Source organism: Streptomyces sp. NPDC020801, assembly GCF_044334385.1.
GTDB lineage: Bacteria > Actinomycetota > Actinomycetes > Streptomycetales > Streptomycetaceae > Streptomyces.
Window position 1 is genome coordinate 57,716 of sequence record NZ_JBIRST010000021.1, and the last position, 16,217, is coordinate 73,932.

The following is a 16,217-nucleotide window of genomic DNA, read 5'->3' on the forward strand; positions in this document are numbered from 1 at the left end:
ATCCGGAGCGCGCAGGAGGTGCGTCCGACGGCCGTCCTGGACGAGGCACCGGAGAGCTGAGCTCACAGCTCCCGGTGTCGTCCGCCTGCCGTGTGCGCCGTGCTCCGGTCCGCCAGATCGAGGCGCCTCAGTGCTCGGCGCAGCTCCCGCTGTATCGGTTCCGGGAGCGTCCGGTCCTTCGTCGTCGCGACCAGGGCCGTAGCCACGTCCCGGAGCTTGATGTTGCAGTGCTGCGACACGTCCACCAGCAGGTCCCAGGCCCTCTCGCTGGGACACGGCGCCAGGGCCATCAGCATGCCGCGTGCCTGGTCGATCACCACGCGGCTCGCAAGCGCCCGCCCCAACTGCTCGTTCCTGGCACGTAGTTCCACGACCTCGGCCAGCAAAGCCGCGTCTCCCGCTGAAGGCTCGGTTCTCAACAGCCGCTGTTCTTCGCGGTGCGGGGTCACCTGGTGCATGGTGCGTACCTCACAAGGCAGTCATCCTGTCCGTAGGTGGTCAGCGGCGCGCCAGTTGCCGTTCGCCGGCCGCACCGGGCTTGTAGGCCAGCCCGTAGTGCTTGAAGACCGCTTCCTCCTGCTCGGCGGGCAGCACGTCGTCGGTGCCGATCGAAGGGGCCTGCTTCACCAGCGTTTTGACATAACCGACCCTGAGATACTCCGGCCCGGCGATCGCATCATCGAGGGGGACGAAGACCAGGCGGTGCCGGGTGGGCAGTCCGATCCGTACCGTTGCCATGGCCGGCTCGTCGGTGGTGGTGTCCACATAGACCGCCTCCAGGACACCGATCTTGTGCGACTCGGTGTCGACGACATCGCGGTTGCGCCATTCTCGGACGTCAGCTGCGTGAATCATGACCTCTCCCTACCTGGACGACCCGCCTGAGTGTCGTGAGTCGCACCCCTGGTTTTCCGCGTGGAATCGCCGCAGCGCACGACTCAGCGCCCGCTGCATCTGCCCCGGGAGCGGCTTGCCCTCCCAGGCGGCGACCAGGGCCGCGGCCACCTCTGGAAGTCCGACGTCGCATTGCCGTGAGACATTCACCAGCAGGTCCCATGGCCGCCCCGCGGCGGCAGGGGGTCAGGACCATCACCATGCCGCGTGCCTGGTCGATGACCGCACGACCGGCCAGCGCCCGCCGCAGCTGATCGTTCTCGGCGTGCAGCGCCACGACATCCTGCCCCGCCGACGCGTTCCCCCACATGGCCTCGGCCCGCAGCTCCCACCACTCCTCTTGGATCACGCGGGCGTCCTGCATGGCTTGTACCTCTCAATGATCTCGACGCGTCCAGCCTGGCCGAAGCAGTCCCGGAACCCCCGGCTACCGGGCCACTTCGCGGTTCACCTGCGGTGTTCGCGGTCCTGCCGGTCCTCGCGCCTCCAGCGCGCCCGGTTCTGACGGCTGTAGCGGCGGTCCCAGCGTTCCTGACGATCCCGGCGCTCCCGGTAGTCCTGGTACTCCCCGAAATCGGAACCGCCGCCACGGCCTCCGCCACGATCGCGGCCGTTGCGGGTGGCGGCGAAGACCAACAACGCCGCGGCCACCCACCAGATGGGGTGGAGGAAGCCGAAGCCGAACAGGACCGCGATCAGGACGAGGAGCAGGACAAACACGGTGGGCCTCCCCGGGAGCGGGACACAGCATCGATACCGGGGACTGGGGCCTCACCCCACAGCGTAGTCCTGCCCAGAGGTTGCGGATACAGCGCGACGCAAGCGATGTCGTGTCCGGCACGGATGGCTGCTTGACACCTGTCGGGGAACTGCGGCGAGGGCTAGTGTGCGACATGCCGCCGCCCCTGCCCCCGGCAGCGTCCCACCGCCAGCGCGCTCCCCAGAGGGCGCACCCTGCGCATCGCTGCCGGAATCCGCCACGTCACGCGCGAGGCCGCTTTCGCACGCGCCCATGGTCCCGATCCCGGCGCACCCGATGTGCCCCGGGCGAGCGCCGATCTGCCGCCCGCCGCGTCGCACGCATTCCACACCAGGCGGTACACATGTACGCGCTGATCGTTCCCGCTTCCACCCCCTTCGTCCTGCTCGCCACCGTGCTGGCCCTGTCCTGGTGGGAGGACCACATCCTGCCGACGATGCCGGTCGAGCCGGCCGAAGCCTCCGCCGAGGCTCCGTTCACCCCGGCGGCCCCTGCCCAGCTCCCAGAACTGCTCGGTGTCGACGCTGCGTTGACAAGGGACGGTGCCGGGCGTTGACTGGCAGCACGGTGTAGGGCTGTGCCACTCCGGATTGTTCGGCCGCAGCATTCCACCTTCCCGCTTCGCCCGGACCCCGCGGAACCAGGAAATCCCCGCGATCCGGAGGCCCGGCAACGTTCTGGATTCTTCCCCTTCCCCTTCTGCTGATCCTGGTGGCCTTCGGGTTCGGCTTCACCCTGCAGTTCCTGTGGTGGATCGCGGCCGTCCTGCCGGCCCTCTGGATCGTCGGCTTCGCCATGCGCAGCGGGAAAGGCGCCGGCACAGCCGTGGCCGCAGGTAATCCACTCCATGCCAGATCTCACCCAGCGGGATCGGCGGTCCGTGCGGCGATCACGCGCGGGAGCCCATCCAGCGGACATGCACAGGACAGTCATGAGCGTAGGACAGACGATCAAGCACAAGGCGCAGGAACTCAAAGGCCGGATCACCGAACGCATCGGCCGGACCACCCGCAATCGGCGACTGCGGCGCGCGCATGTAACCACCCGTTGCTTCACCGCTCACCGCTCGCAGCAGCCGGCGCATGCTGTCGCCGCGCAGACCACAGGGCCCCTCATTGGCTGGCCGGCGCGGGCTGCAGCGGCACGAGTGCCGGTTCTCCGCGGGGTGGCGCCCCCGTCTTCCGGCGTCGGTCCGCCGGCTCGTGCGCCGCCACGACTGCCCCGGAGAGCGGTGGAAGCATTCCGGCGGTGCGTGCCCAGCAGCATGGCCAGGACCGGGTATTTGAGCCGTCCGAACAGGACGAACGGGAAAGCGACGTGCAACAGCACGGTCAGGGGGCAGCCGATGGATCTCAGCACCTCGTGCAGGCCCACGGACCCGTGGAGGAAGCAGATGGGCCGCGACGGCGAACACGCCGCGGTTTGTGCAGTACGGCCGCCAAGGCCGGGCGGGAATGGCGGAGCCCGGCCGTTCCCTGACCCACGGGCGGGCACGCCGTTGTGCGCGCGGAGGCCCGGAGACGGGTTCGGCGTGCGTCCAGTCCGGGAGTGTGACGGCCGACGATTCCTGCGAGTGGTTTCGCCGGATCGATGAGTGGACCGCAAAACGCAGAGGAACACGTGACGGGCCGGGTGTTTCTGAAATCGAAATTCTCACCAGGGGCGACGACCCGGCACAGTCGGCCGAACGGAAGGCCGCCGCGAGAAGATCATGCACGCTCCACACGGAAGGCAGCCGCCCCCACGGGTATAGCCCGGGTGGGGTTCACTTCATGATCTTGGGATTCCCGTCGGGGAGCCGGCCACCGCCTGCACTCATCTGAGCTCAAGATTCGGCGCCTGGCAGGCCGAAGGGGCGAGCGCGGTCGCTGCTCCGCTCGGGACATGTCCGAGCGGGTCTATCGGCAGTAACATTGACCGTGGGTTGGTTCACTCTCACGTGCAACCGCCCGGAAGGGCGACTCCGGCGTGTTTGCGCCGGAGTCGTTGTCCGTCGTTGGCGCTACAGCCCAGAGGACGTCGGCGTTCGGCCGTGGAACAGTCCCGCAGATGGGAAAGTCGCTCTGAGGCGAGAAGGGCGTGGGGCCGCCGTATCAAGGCCGGCCGTGGCATTCCGTGGAACGGCGTGCACGGCAGGCGCACCGCTCGAAGGGAGAGACCGTGATTCATGCAGCCGGTATCCGCGAGTGGCGCAACCGCGGCGTCGTCGACCCGAAGGGTCACAAGATCGGCGTCCTCGAAGCGATCTACGTGGACACCACCACCGATGACCGTCCCGGGGCCCGGTCCGCATCGGACTCCCCACCCGCCGCCACCTGGCCTTCGTGCCCCTTGACGAGGAGATCCTCCGGCCTGGTTACGTCAAGGTGCCGTACGTCAGGGCGCTGGTGAAGAAGGCGCCCTCGGCCGGGAGCCGGGCCGCGAGGTTGTCCAGCCACTCCTGCTCGGTCATACCGTGACCCCCTCTCGCCTGGGGTGCATATCCCACCACTCTATTAGGAGCATGAGCCGAACCGCACCCTGCGCGCGCGGTACGCCCTGGCCCGCGCCGCCCAGGCGATCGGCGAGCCGGAGGAGTTCGCGCGCTGCTCGCAGTTCCTGAAGGACTCCTCGGAGACGGCCGCCCAGACGCTGGACTGAGCCGCGCACCGAGCGGAGCAGCACGTGACGGGCCCGCCCGGGCGACCGGGCGGGCCTTGCGATCTGCCCCCCTGATGCGCAGGATGCCGGTGGGGACCGGGGCCCCCGTGCCGGCATCGGCAGGGGCGGACCGCTACCCGGAGTACAGCAGGAGACAGCGATGTCCCAACAGGCTCACCCGACCCCTCAGCCGGCTGAGGCCTCTGAGCCCGAGACCCCGCATCTCGACTTCGAAGGCACGACGCCCTACGAGGACTACGTCAAGGCGGACGTGCTCACCCACCTCCAGCACACCCTCTCCGACGATCCCGGCGAGATGGTCTTCCTGGTCACGACCCAGGTGATGGAGCTGTGGTTCACCGTGATCGTCCACGAGTGGGAGACCGCGGCCCGCGCCCTGCGCTCGGACGACGTACCGGCCGCGGTCGCCGCGCTGAAGCGGTCCGTACGGGAGCTGGAGGCGCTGAACGCCTCCTGGAAGCCGCTCGGCCAGCTCACCCCCGCCCAGTTCAACAGCTACCGCGGCGCCCTCGGCGAGGGCTCCGGCTTCCAGTCCGCGATGTACCGCCGTATGGAGTTCCTGCTCGGCGAGAAGTCCGCCTCGATGCTCGTCCCGCACCGCGGCGCGCCCCGCGTCCACGCCGAACTGGAGAAGGCGCTGCACGAGCCGAGCCTCTACGACGAGGTGCTGCGGCTGCTCGCCCGGCGCGGCCACGCCGTCCCGGACGCCGTGCTGCGCCGTGACGTCTCACTGCGCTACGAACCCTCGGAAGAGGTGGAGGCCGTCTGGACGGCCCTCTACTCCGGTGACCCGGACGACGAACTCGCCCGCCTGGGCGAAGCGTTGACGGACGTGGCCGAGCTGGTGTGGCGCTGGCGCAACGACCATCTGGTCGCCACCCGCCGCGCGATGGGCGCCAAGCCGGGCACGGGCGGCTCCGCCGGGGTGGCCTGGCTTGAGAAGCGGGCGCAGAAGAACGTCTTCCCCGAGCTGTGGACGGCGAGGTCCCATGTCTGAAATGACTCTCCGGGCAGGCAAGTTGGACGCGGCGGACGAGCTGGCCGGGCTCCGCGACCGGTTCGTCCTCGACGACACCGTGTACCTGGACGGCAACTCGCTGGGCGCGCTCCCGGCGAACGTCCCGGACCGGGTCGCGGACGTCGTCCGCCGTCAGTGGGGCCGGCTGCGCATCCGCTCCTGGGAGGAGAGCGGCTGGTGGACCGCGCCCGAGCGGATCGGCGACCGGATCGCCCCGCTGGTCGGGGCGGCGCCGGGCCAGATCGTGGTGGGCGACTCCACGAGCGTCAACGTCTTCAAGGCGTTGGTGGCGGCGGTTCGGATGGCGCGGGAGACGGATCGCGCCGCAGGCGGCACAGCCGATGGCGGGGGCACGGCTGGCGGCGGGGGCACGGCCGGTGGTGGGGGCACGGCCGGTGGTGGGGGCGCCCGGGACGAGATCCTGGTCGACGCGACCACCTTCCCCACGGACGGGTACATCGCCCAGTCGGCGGCCCGGATGACGGGCTGCGCGCTGCGCCCGGTGGTGCCGGCCGAGGTGCCCGCCGCCTTGTCCGCCCGTACCGCCGCGGTCCTGCTGAACCACGTCGACTACCGCACCGGCCGCCTGCACGACCTGCCGTCCCTCACGGCCGCGGTGCACGCGGCGGGCGCGTACGCCGTCTGGGACCTTTGCCACAGCGCGGGCGCCCTGCCGGTGGGGCTGGACGAGCACGGGGTCGGCCTGGCGGTCGGCTGCACGTACAAGTACCTGAACGGCGGCCCTGGTTCACCGGCGTACCTCTATGTGCGCCGCGACCTCCAGGACCGCTTCGACTCCCCGCTGCCCGGCTGGAACTCGCACGCCGAGCCCTTCGGGATGCGTCCCGAGTACGAGTCTGCGGCGGGTGCGCTGCGCGGGCGGGTGGGCACGCCCGACATCCTGTCCATGCTCGCCCTGGACGCCGCGCTGGACGTCTGGGACGGCGTGCCGATCGAGGCCGTACGGGCCAAGTCGCTGGCGCTGGCCGACTTCTTCCTGGAGTGCGTGGCGCAGTACGTGCCACCGGGGCGCGTGGAGTCCCTGACCCCGGTCGCCCACGAGGAGCGCGGCAGCCAGGTGGCGCTGCGGTGCGCGGACGCCGGGAAGGTGATGAAGCGGCTGATCGAGCGGGGCGTGGTCGGCGACTTCCGGCACCCGGACGTGCTGCGCTTCGGCTTCACTCCGCTGTACGTCGGGTTCGCGGACGTGGAACGGGCGGCGCGGGTGCTGGGGGAGGTGACGGGCGAGGTGCTCGCGTAGTTCGCGTGCGGACGGTGCGGGCTCCCGCCGGGAGCGGCGGGGCCCGCACCGGGCTCACCGAGCGTGACATCCGCGTGCCGGCGCATGTCACCGGCCTGATACCGTCCCGGCCAACGGCCGAGCCCACTCCTGGTCCGCCAATTCCGTTTTGCCGCTGAGAGGTTGGAGAATGCCGGACGCCCCCGCACCCTGCGATACGGATGCCGCAGAACCGGGCCGCACCGCCGGCCGTGACGCGGCCGTGCGTGCCGCCGCGGAGGAGAAGTCGGCCTTCTCGCACGCGCCCGTCGACCCCGACGGCACCGCCGCCTACGGCGACCACCCCGACCAGGTGATCGACTTCTACGCCCCGCGCGGCACCGGCTCCCCGGCACCCGCAGGCTCCGTCCCGCTCGTGGTGGTGCTGCACGGCGGTGCCTGGCGGGCCCCCTACGACCGCCGTCACATCACCCCGTTCGCGGACTTCCTCGCCCGCCGCGGCTTCGCCGTGGCCAACGTCGAGTACCGGCGGGGCGGGGGCGGAGGAGAGGGCGGCGGAGACGGCCGAGGAGAGGGCGATGTCGGGAGCGCTCCGGTCGCGGGCCGCTGGCCGGACACGTTCGACGACGTGGCGGCCGCGCTCGACGCCCTGCCCGCGCTCGCCCGGGAGGCCCTCCCGCAGGCAGACGCGCGGCGCACGGTGATCACCGGCCACTCGGCCGGCGGCCACCTGGCCCTGTGGGCGGCCGCCCGGCACGTCCTCCCCGCGGACGCGCCCTGGCGCACCGACCGCCCCGCCCCGCTGCGGGGCGTGGTCGCCCTCGCCCCGATCGCCGACTTCTCGGTCGCCGAGAAACTGGACGTGTGCGGCGGAGCCGCGCGCCAGCTCCTGGGCGGCGGCGAGGGTTTCGCCGAGCGCCGGCCGTACGCCGACCCGGCCCTGCTGCTGCCGACCGGCATCGCCACGACCCTGGTCCAGGGGCGCACGGACGAGGTCGTGCCGCAGGCCGTCGCCGAGTCTTACGCGGACGCGGCGGCGAAGGCCGGCGAGGTGGTGGGCCTCACCCTCCTGGAGGAGGTCGGCCACTTCCCGCTCATCGACCCGGCAGCGGACGCCTGCGCGGTGGCGGTCGAGGAGATCGCCCAGCTGGCCTGGTGAGCGCGGGCCGGCGCGGAGTGCCTGGCTTTCCGGTTTCCCGGTTTCCCGGTTTCCCGGATCCCGGTTTCTGGGTTTCCCGGTTTCCCGTGCCGTGACGTCCGGTCCGGTGTCTCCGATCTGGGACCCGGTCATACCCGTAGTACCTGAGAGCTACGGCCCAGAACAGCTCCTCGGCGGGACGCGAGCGACGGCGCCCGATCCGTAATTTCCCTTCCGGACCAGCCCGATGGCCGGGCGGAGCGGAGGGGGGCGAGCCATGGGGCTCGAACGGACGGCTGTGGGCGCGGACGTGAGCTCAGGCGGCGTGGACGCCGTGCCGGGGGAGCGCGCGCATACGGGCCCAGGGCATACGGGCCCAGGTGTGGACGCGGCGCCGGCGGAGATCGGGACCCGGCTCCGCACACCGCCCCAACGAGGCGCCCACAGATGGCGCCGAGCGCTGCTGGCCGTCCTCGTCGCCGCCGCCGTGGTGGTGCCCCTGTCGGCCGCGGCCCGGCCCCGGATTCCCGCCCCGGCCCCGGCGACGCTCGCCCCTCTCACCCGGAGCACCCTGGACACGGCCTACGCGGCGAACCGGGCCAACGCGGCGCAGGCGGCCCGTATGGCCGCGGGGCACGGCGATGCGCACCGCGCCGCCGTGGACGGTTCGCTCGCGGCGCCCGGACGCCACCTGCTCGCCTTCGACGGCCGCGGCTCCGGTCGCGCCACGGAGGTCATCGGCGATCTGGCGCGCGCCGGCCGCGTAGCGGTCCTGGTCCCGGGCAGCGACACCTCGCTGGACACCTACGGCCGCTTCCGGCAGGGCGCGCTGTCCCTGTCCCGGGAACTCACCCGCGAGGCCCCCGCCGGGACGCCCACCGCGGTCGTCGCCTGGCTCGGCTACGAGACGCCGGGCACGGTCAGCAGCACGGTCCTCACCTCGGGCCGCGCCGAGCAGGCGGCCCCCCGTCTCAGGCAGTTGATACGCGACCTGCGCGACGTGGCGGGCCGGGCACCGCACATCACGCTGGTGTGCCACTCCTACGGCTCGGTGGTGTGCGGGCGTGCCGCCGCCGGCCTGGACGTGAACGACATCGCCCTCATCGGCAGTCCCGGCACGGGGGCGGACTCCGTGGCGGCGCTGCACACACCGGCCCGTGTGTGGGCGGCCCGGGGCGCCGGCGACTGGGTGGCGAACGTGCCGCACGTGCACGCCGACCTCTTCGGCACGACCGTCGGCTTCGGCACCGATCCGATGGACCCCGCGTTCGGCGCCCGCGTCTTCCAGGCCGGAAGAGGCGGTCACAGCGCCTACTTCACCCCCGGCTCCCCGTCCCTCGCCAATCTGACCCGCATCGTCCTCGGCACCACGACGGAAGGTGCGAGGTGACCGACGCTTCCGCCCCCGCCCCCGCCCCCGCCCCCGCACGCAAGCGCATACGCACCGCCGTCCTTCACCTCCACACCGCCACCCCGCCCGACCGGGACCGAGCGGCGGACGCCCTCCGGGCGTTCGCGATCCTCGGCGTGGTCCTGGGCCACTGGCTGGTGACCGCCCTGGTCGCGGACACGCGCACCCACGCCCACCCCACCCTCCACACCGCGAGCCCCCTGCACTACATGCCCTGCCTGGCCCCGGTCTCCTGGGCCTTCCAGACCCTCGCCGTCTTCTTCCTCGTCGGCGGTCACGTGGCAACGCGCAGTCACGACACGGCCCGCGCGCGCGGCACCACGTATCCCCAATGGCTCCGCGCCCGACTGTCCCGCCTGTTCGGGCCGGTGGCCGCCGTACTGACGCTGTGGACGGCCACTTCGGCCGCCCTCCTCCTCACCGGCGCGGACCCCGGCACGGTCCGCGCCCTCGTCAAACTTGCCCTGTCCCCCTTGTGGTTCCTGCTGGTCTTCGCCGCCCTGACGGCCGCGACCCCGCTCCTGACCCGGCTCAACCCGCTCTGGCCACTGGCCGTCGTTCTCCACGTGGACCTTCTGCGCTTCGGTCTCGGCGCCCCTTCTTGGCTCGGCTGGCTGAACCTCCCCGCGGGCTGGCTCGTGCCGTACACCCTCGGCGCGGCCTGGACCCGCGGTGAGCTGGAGCGCCGCCGTGCGGGCTGGATCCTGCTGACCGGCGGCGCGGCGGCGACGGCGGCCCTCGTGGCCTGGGCGGGTTACCCGGCGTCGATGGTCGGCGTCCCCGGCGCCGCGATCTCCAACCTCAACCCGCCGACCCTGGCCGCCGTCACCTTCGGCCTGGCCCAGTGCGGCCTGGCCCTGCTGCTGCGCGCACGGCTGCGCCGGGCGATGCGCCGCCGGCTCGCCTGGGCGGCCGTGGCGATGGTCAACCTCTCCGCCATGACGATCTTCCTCTGGCACCAGACCGCCATGATGGCCACCACCGCCACGGGCCTGTTCGCGGGCCGCCTTCCCGGCCTGCACACCGCCCCCGACGGTCCGGGCTGGGTGGTGGCCCGTCTGGCCTGGCTGCCGGTCTTCGCGCTCGCCCTGGCCGTCTGCTGGGCCGCCTTCCGCACCTGCGAACAGGGGCCCCGGCGTTCGAAGAACCGCCCGTCCCGGGTCATCCGTGTCCACCGGAGCGGACACCGCGGCGGACACCACCGGAGCGGACACCCGGACGGGCACCCGGGCGAACAGCAGGACGGACACCGAGGCGGCAGTCCCACGACACCGGGGACGCCTCACCGTGCCTAGGGTGGGCGGCGTGCTCCGTCGCCTCCGCTCGACACTCGGTGAAACGTCCTCGTCCCTGTCCCCGCCGCTGTCGAGGTACCGCTGGCTGCGTGCCCTGACCTATCTCGCCGTCGGCTGGATCGTCCTGTTCGTGACGGTTTTCGGCGCCGGTGAGTTGATCGACGACTACCACCTGCCTCCGATTCAAGGAGTGATGGCGGGCCTCGCCCAGGGCACCGCCGTCGTCCTGGCGCTGTGGCGTCCCACGCCCGCCTGGACCCTTTCCCTGAGCGCCACGGTGGTCACCGCCCTGACGGCCCGGGGGTCTCTCGTTCCGGACCCGTCACCGTCCCGGATCCCGTTCCCGCCCCCGGGGTCGGGGCCGGGCGCGGGAGCGGGGCCCGGGTGGCCCTGGTCCACACCGGAAATGCTGGCGCACACCGCGGTCCTCGTGCTGCTGGCCCTGCGTCTGCCCGCCCGCAGGGCGATCGCGGCACTGGTGGTCTCGGGACTGGCGACATCCGCCGTGCAGGGAATCATCGGCGCACGGGGCTACACGGCGACCGGCGTGGCCGCGGTGACCGTCTTCGCCGTGGCCGTGCTCGTCGGTGGCGCCCTGCGCGGCCGCCGGGAGGCGCGTACGCAGCTCGTCGAACAGACGACGATCACGGCCGAGGAGCGGGCCCGCCGCACGCTGCTGGAGGAACGCAGCCGCATCGCCCGCGAGCTGCACGACGTGGTGGCCCATCACATGTCGGTGATCTCCATCCAGGCGCAGGTGGCCCCGCACCTGGTGCAGAACCCCTCGGAGGAGCTGAAGGAGAACCTCGCCGGCATCCGGCACAACGCCCTGGAGGCGCTCGCCGAACTGCGCCGGGTGCTCGGCGTGCTGCGCTCGGAGAACCCGGACGACCCCTACGGTCTCGGCGAGCCCGGCACCCGGGCGGCCCCCGACGCCCCGCAGCCCACCCTGGACCGCCTGGACGCGCTCGCGGAGAACACCCGGGCCGCCGGGCTGACGGTCGCCATGCGCGTCGAGGACACGCGGGACGAGCCCCAGCCCTACCCGCCGGGCGTGGAGCTGTCGGCGTACCGCATCGTGCAGGAGGCCCTCAGCAACACCCTGCGGCACGCCCCGGGTTCGACGGTGCGCGTGGAAGTCACCCACCTGCCCAAGGGACTGCACCTGAGCGTGGTCAACTCCCGCCCGGAGCACCCCGTCCCGCCCTCTCCGGGCGCCGGGCACGGTCTGCTCGGCATGCGCGAGCGGGCGACGATGCTCGGCGGCCACGTCACCGCCACGAGAACACTGCACGGCGGCTTCGCGGTCTCGGCCTTCCTCCCCCGCGACGGCACCGCCCCCCTCACCGGCCCCGAACCCGAACCCGGCCCCGAAGCGGAATGGTCCCGCCTGCCCGTCGTCTACAGCGACCCGCCCGACACTCCCGTCGTCCACGTCGCACCACCCGGCGTGCCGGCGGCCGGCGACGGTGGCCCCGCCGCGCCCGTTGCCCGCAAGGACGTGCCCGCCCCCGGCTCCCCACCCCCGACAGGAGAAGAGTCCCCATGACGAGCGGCAGCATCCGCGTACTCATCGCCGACGACCAGCAGATGGTCCGTCAGGGCTTCACCGTGCTGCTCAACACCCAGCCGGACATCGAGGTGGTCGGACAGGCCGTGGACGGCCTGGACGCCGTCGCCAAGGTCGCCGAACTCGTCCCGGACGTCGTTCTCATGGACATCCGCATGCCCGAGCTCGGCGGCATCGAGGCCACCCGCCGCATCACCACCGACACCCCGGACATAAGGGTGCTGGTGCTCACCACCTTCGACCTCGACGAGTACGTGTACGAGGCGCTGCGCGCCGGCGCGTCCGGCTTCCTGCTGAAGGACGCGTCCGCGGACAAGCTGGCCGAGGCGGTCCGGGTGGTGGCGGCCGGTGACGCCCTGCTGGCACCGGGGATCACGCGCCGGCTGATCGCGGAGTTCTCCCGGATGAACGGCAGACCCCGCGCCCCGCTGAAGGCACGCGTCGGCGATCTGACCGAACGTGAGACGGAGGTCCTCACGCTGATCGCCCAGGGGCTGTCCAACGCGGAGATCGCCGAGCACCTCGTCGTCGCCGAGCAGACCGTGAAGACCCACGTCGGCCGCATCCTGGTGAAGCTGGGCCTGCGGGACCGCACCCAGGCGGCGGTGTTCGCCTACGAGTCGGGACTGATCCGGCCCACCGGCTACTGACCGCGCGGACGCCGGTCCGGCACCGGCCGCCCTGATGCCGGGCCGGTCCCGGCCGCCTCGGTACCCGGCGCGGGCGCTGCGGGAGATACCCGTAGTACCTGAGGGGGATGCCGAAGAACCCCTCTCCCTGGGGACGACCGCGACCCCCGCCTCCGCCTACCGTCTTCATCGTGACCGAGACGACCCAGACGCAGACGACGCCGGACGGCGGGTACGGCGCGTCCCAGCCGCGCAGCCCGGAGTACCGGCTGGCCGCGGACGCCATGCGGGGACTGCGGCAGGACCTGTTCCACGACGCCTTCGCCTACCGCCCGTTGCCCCGCAGGGGCGTGGACGGCCCCCTGACCAGGCGGCTGTCCGGCCGCACCCGGGGATACGCGGCCTGGATGCCGCATGCCCTGGTGGCATGGGCCGGAGCGATGGCGCTGTTCGCCGGCTGGGCGGCCGCCGGTGGCGGCCCGGCGGGCCTGGTGACCGGCCTGCTGGCCCTGGTCCCGGTGCTGCTGACGCTGGCCCGCCCGGTCGGAGCCTTCTGGCTGTCCCTGATGGCGACCGCGGCTTCGTCGGTGGTGGCCGGCGCCTTCGGCGACTGGCCGTGGCAGCCGGGCAGCTTCATCTCACACCTGACGGTGCTCACGGTGGTGGCCATACGCACCCGGCCGCGCACGGCGGCATGGATGTGGGTGCTCACCGCTGCCTACGCCTTCCTCGTCGAGGCCGTGCTCGGTGACCACTTCAGCAACAATTCGGCCCCCATGCTGGTCGTTTCCGCCCTCGCGCTGCTGGCCGTCACCGTCTGGCACATACGCCGGAGCGCCCAGCAGGAGGTGACCGCCCAGCAGACGGTGACCGCGCACGAGCGCTCCCGCCGCACCCTGCTGGAGGAGCGCACCACGATCGCCCGTGAGCTGCACGACGTCGTGGCCCACCACATGTCCGTCGTCGCGATCCAGGCCGAGGCCGCCCCCTACCGGGTCGAGAACCCGCCGCCGGAACTGGAGAAGGCCTTCGCCACCATCCGGGAGAACGCGGTTGCGGCCCTCACCGAACTGCGCCGCGTGCTCGGCGTGGTCCGCGCGGAGGACTACGAGGCCCCGGAGGCCCCGCAGCCCACCCTCGCCGACCTCGGCACGCTGCTGGCCAACGTGCGGGATGCGGGCCTGAAGGTGGAGAAGGTGGTGACCGGCGCGGTGCGCGAACTCCCGCAGGGCGTCGAGCTGTCGGCGTACCGAATCGTCCAGGAGGCCCTGAGCAACACCCTGCGGCACGCGCCCGGCGCGAGCGCCCGGGTCGAGATCGGCTACGTCCTCGGCGGGCTCGGTCTGCGCGTGGTCAACGGCCCGCCGCCCGAGCCGTCCCTCATAAAACCCTCTCCGGGAGCGGGACACGGCATCACCGGCATGCGGGAGCGGGTCTCGATGCTGGGCGGCGAGATGACGGCGGGCCCGGCCGATGACGGAGGCCATGAGGTGGCGGTGTTCCTGCCGGTCGCCACGGTGCGGGAGCGCCCGGACGACGACGGGGCCGGTGCATGACGACGGGCACGATCCGCGTACTGATCGCGGACGACCAGATGATGGTGCGTGAGGGCTTCTCGGTCCTGCTGAACGCGATGCCGGACATCGAGGTCGTCGGCGAGGCCGTCAACGGACGTCAGGCGGTGGAGCGGGTACGCGAACTGGCACCGGACGTGGTGCTGATGGACATCCGCATGCCCGAGCTGAACGGCATCGAGGCGACCCGGGAGATCGTCGCCGCGGACGGCACGGCGAAGGTGCTCGTGCTGACCACCTTCGACCTCGACGAGTACGTGTACCAGGCGCTGCGGGCGGGGGCCTCCGGGTTCCTGCTCAAGGACGCCTCGGCGCGGCAGCTCGCCGACGGGGTGCGGGTGGTGGCGGCCGGCGAGGCCCTCCTCGCACCCTCGGTCACCAGGCGGCTGATCACGGAGTTCTCCAAGATGAACGAGGCCCCGCGGCTGGCGGCCACCGCGCAGGCGGCGTACGGGGATCTGACCGACCGGGAGACGGAGGTGCTGGTCCTGATCGCGCAGGGCCTGTCCAACGCGGAGATCGCCGAGCGGCTGGTGGTCGCCGAGTCGACGATCAAGACCCATGTGAGCCGGATCCTGGTGAAGCTGGGCCTGAGGGACCGGACGCAGGCGGCGGTGTTCGCCTACGAGGCGAGACTGGTCACGCCGGGGTGAGACGCCCCCGGCCCCCCCGGTTCGGCCTGCCGGGGGGCCGGGTGACACCCCTGGTCGGAGAGGGGGAAGCCGGGCTAACGTCCGCCCATGGCAGCTCATCCTGACCTCGCGTTCGACCCCTGGGATCCGGCCTTCGTCGCAGACCCCTATCCCGCCTACGCCGAGCTGCGCGCCCGGGGCCGGGTGCTCTACTACGAGCCCAGCGACCAGTGGCTGGTCCCGCACCACGCCGACGTCTCGGCGCTGCTGCGCGACCGGCGGCTGGGCCGGAGCTACCAGCACCGTTTCAGCCACGAGGACTTCGGCCGTACGCCGCCCCCGCCGGAGCACGAGCCGTTCCACGTCCTCAACGACCACGGGATGCTCGATCTGGAGCCGCCGGACCACACCCGGATCCGGCGTCTGGTGTCGAAGGCGTTCACCCCGCGGACCGTGGAGCGGCTCGGGCCCTACGTCCACGGGCTGGCGAACGAGCTGGTGTCCGCCCTGGTGGAGGCGGGCGGTGGTGATCTGCTGGCGGAGGTCGCGGAACCGCTGCCGGTCGCCGTGATCGCCGAGATGCTGGGCATACCCGAGCCGGACCGGGCACAGCTGCGGCCGTGGTCGGCGGACATCTGCGGGATGTACGAGCTGAGCCCGTCCGAGGAGACGGCGGCGAAGGCGGTGCGGGCGTCGGTGGAGTTCTCGGAGTATCTGCGGGAGCTGATCGCGGCCCGTCGCAAGGAACCGGGCGAGGACCTGATCTCGGGTCTGATCGCGGCGCACGACGAGGGCGACCGGCTGACGGAACAGGAGATGATCTCCACGGCCGTGCTGCTCCTCAACGCGGGCCACGAGGCGACGGTGAACGCGACGGTCAACGGCTGGTGGGCGCTGTTCCGCAACCCCGGCCAGCTGGCGGCCCTGCGCGCGGACCACTCCCTGATCCCGTCCGCCGTGGAGGAGCTGATGCGCTACGACACCCCGCTCCAGCTCTTCGAGCGCTGGGTCCTGGACGAGATCGAGATCGACGGCACGACGATTCCGCGGGGCGCGGAGATCGCCATGCTCTTCGGCTCGGCCAACCACGACCCCGAGGTCTTCTCCGCTCCCGAGCGGCTGGATCTCACCCGCCGGGACAATCCCCACATCTCCTTCAGCGCGGGCATCCACTACTGCATCGGTGCCCCGCTGGCCCGGATCGAGCTGGCGGCCTCCATGGCGGCCCTGCTGGAGCGGGCCCCCGCCCTCGCCCTGGCCGGCGAGCCCGAGCGCAAGCCGGGCTTCGTGATCCGGGGCCTGCGGGGGCTGAGCGTGGAGATCCCCTGAGACGGAAGGGCCGGAGCGGGGCGGAACAGGGCGGGACCCGGCGGAACGGGGTGGAACGGGGCGGGG

General features: G+C 72.3%; 14 protein-coding genes and 2 pseudogenes. 13 read left to right on the forward strand and 3 right to left on the reverse strand.

What is annotated here, in order from left to right; all coding sequences use genetic code 11:
- Window positions 1-62: 62 nt before the first annotated feature.
- The 3 genes from ACH4UM_RS32955 to ACH4UM_RS32965 all read right to left on the reverse strand — a co-directional run bounded on the left by ACH4UM_RS32955 (window position 63) and on the right by ACH4UM_RS32965 (window position 1,614).
- On the reverse strand, window positions 63-458 hold the full coding sequence (locus ACH4UM_RS32955; RefSeq protein WP_398187448.1) for an ANTAR domain-containing protein: 396 nt from the start codon (window positions 456-458) through the stop codon (window positions 63-65).
- Window positions 459-498: 40 nt separating this feature from the next.
- Window positions 499-855, reverse strand: coding sequence for a PRC-barrel domain-containing protein (locus ACH4UM_RS32960; protein WP_398187451.1), 357 nt, complete (start codon window positions 853-855; stop codon window positions 499-501).
- A gap of 486 nt (window positions 856-1,341) precedes the next feature.
- On the reverse strand, window positions 1,342-1,614 hold the full coding sequence (locus tag ACH4UM_RS32965) for a hypothetical protein (protein WP_398187454.1): 273 nt from the start codon (window positions 1,612-1,614) through the stop codon (window positions 1,342-1,344).
- Between the two features lie 383 nt (window positions 1,615-1,997).
- Between ACH4UM_RS32965 and ACH4UM_RS32970 the strand changes: the two genes are divergently transcribed.
- From ACH4UM_RS32970 to ACH4UM_RS33030, 13 genes and pseudogenes are all read left to right on the forward strand, one after another.
- Window positions 1,998-2,210 (forward strand): hypothetical protein, encoded by a 213-nt coding sequence (locus ACH4UM_RS32970; RefSeq protein WP_398187457.1) that lies wholly within the window; start codon window positions 1,998-2,000, stop codon window positions 2,208-2,210.
- 1,604 nt (window positions 2,211-3,814) lie between these two features.
- A pseudogene (locus ACH4UM_RS32975) lies at window positions 3,815-4,065 on the forward strand (PRC-barrel domain containing protein); the annotation flags it as partial.
- Window positions 4,066-4,153: 88 nt separating this feature from the next.
- Window positions 4,154-4,294 (forward strand): annotated as a pseudogene (locus ACH4UM_RS32980) (DUF3151 family protein); the annotation flags it as partial.
- 160 nt (window positions 4,295-4,454) lie between these two features.
- Window positions 4,455-5,312: a tryptophan 2,3-dioxygenase family protein gene (locus ACH4UM_RS32985; protein ID WP_398187460.1), complete on the forward strand. Its 858-nt coding sequence runs from the start codon at window positions 4,455-4,457 to the stop codon at window positions 5,310-5,312.
- Complete coding sequence (locus tag ACH4UM_RS32990; protein WP_398187463.1) at window positions 5,305-6,594, forward strand: kynureninase; 1,290 nt, start codon at window positions 5,305-5,307, stop codon at window positions 6,592-6,594. Before ACH4UM_RS32985 ends, ACH4UM_RS32990 begins: the two co-directional genes overlap by 8 nt.
- Before the next feature lie 169 nt (window positions 6,595-6,763).
- Window positions 6,764-7,732 (forward strand): alpha/beta hydrolase family protein, encoded by a 969-nt coding sequence (locus ACH4UM_RS32995; RefSeq protein WP_398187466.1) that lies wholly within the window; start codon window positions 6,764-6,766, stop codon window positions 7,730-7,732.
- A 361-nt stretch (window positions 7,733-8,093) separates the two neighbouring features.
- Window positions 8,094-9,101 carry an alpha/beta hydrolase gene (locus ACH4UM_RS33000; protein WP_398187469.1) on the forward strand — a complete coding sequence of 336 codons (1,008 nt, stop codon included), beginning with the start codon at window positions 8,094-8,096 and terminating at the stop codon, window positions 9,099-9,101.
- 47 nt (window positions 9,102-9,148) lie between these two features.
- A complete protein-coding gene (locus tag ACH4UM_RS33005; RefSeq protein WP_398187654.1) occupies window positions 9,149-10,417 on the forward strand; it encodes an acyltransferase in 1,269 nt (422 codons plus the stop codon).
- Window positions 10,418-10,427: 10 nt separating this feature from the next.
- Entirely contained in the window at window positions 10,428-11,966 is a 1,539-nt protein-coding gene (locus ACH4UM_RS33010; RefSeq protein WP_398187472.1) for a sensor histidine kinase, read from the forward strand.
- Complete coding sequence (locus ACH4UM_RS33015) at window positions 11,963-12,637, forward strand: response regulator (RefSeq protein ID WP_398187475.1); 675 nt, start codon at window positions 11,963-11,965, stop codon at window positions 12,635-12,637. Before ACH4UM_RS33010 ends, ACH4UM_RS33015 begins: the two co-directional genes overlap by 4 nt.
- 170 nt (window positions 12,638-12,807) lie before the next feature.
- On the forward strand, window positions 12,808-14,172 hold the full coding sequence (locus tag ACH4UM_RS33020; RefSeq protein ID WP_398187478.1) for a sensor histidine kinase: 1,365 nt from the start codon (window positions 12,808-12,810) through the stop codon (window positions 14,170-14,172).
- A complete protein-coding gene (locus ACH4UM_RS33025) occupies window positions 14,169-14,843 on the forward strand; it encodes a response regulator (RefSeq protein ID WP_398187481.1) in 675 nt (224 codons plus the stop codon). Before ACH4UM_RS33020 ends, ACH4UM_RS33025 begins: the two co-directional genes overlap by 4 nt.
- Window positions 14,844-14,930: 87 nt before the next feature.
- Window positions 14,931-16,151, forward strand: coding sequence for a cytochrome P450 (locus ACH4UM_RS33030; RefSeq protein WP_398187483.1), 1,221 nt, complete (start codon window positions 14,931-14,933; stop codon window positions 16,149-16,151).
- Window positions 16,152-16,217 lie beyond the last annotated feature (66 nt).

Bases quoted from the DNA above. Each gene is read 5' to 3' on its own strand.
- ACH4UM_RS33025 (WP_398187481.1), top strand. From the start codon at position 14,169: ATGACGACGGGCACGATCCGCGTACTGATCGCGGACGACCAGATGATG.
- ACH4UM_RS33015 (WP_398187475.1), top strand. From the start codon at position 11,963: ATGACGAGCGGCAGCATCCGCGTACTCATCGCCGACGACCAGCAGATG.
- ACH4UM_RS32995 (WP_398187466.1), top strand. From the start codon at position 6,764: ATGCCGGACGCCCCCGCACCCTGCGATACGGATGCCGCAGAACCGGGC.
- ACH4UM_RS32970 (WP_398187457.1), top strand. From the start codon at position 1,998: ATGTACGCGCTGATCGTTCCCGCTTCCACCCCCTTCGTCCTGCTCGCC.
- ACH4UM_RS32990 (WP_398187463.1), top strand. From the start codon at position 5,305: ATGTCTGAAATGACTCTCCGGGCAGGCAAGTTGGACGCGGCGGACGAG.
- ACH4UM_RS33030 (WP_398187483.1), top strand. From the start codon at position 14,931: ATGGCAGCTCATCCTGACCTCGCGTTCGACCCCTGGGATCCGGCCTTC.
- ACH4UM_RS32955 (WP_398187448.1), bottom strand. From the start codon at position 458: ATGCACCAGGTGACCCCGCACCGCGAAGAACAGCGGCTGTTGAGAACC.
- ACH4UM_RS32960 (WP_398187451.1), bottom strand. From the start codon at position 855: ATGATTCACGCAGCTGACGTCCGAGAATGGCGCAACCGCGATGTCGTC.
- ACH4UM_RS32985 (WP_398187460.1), top strand. From the start codon at position 4,455: ATGTCCCAACAGGCTCACCCGACCCCTCAGCCGGCTGAGGCCTCTGAG.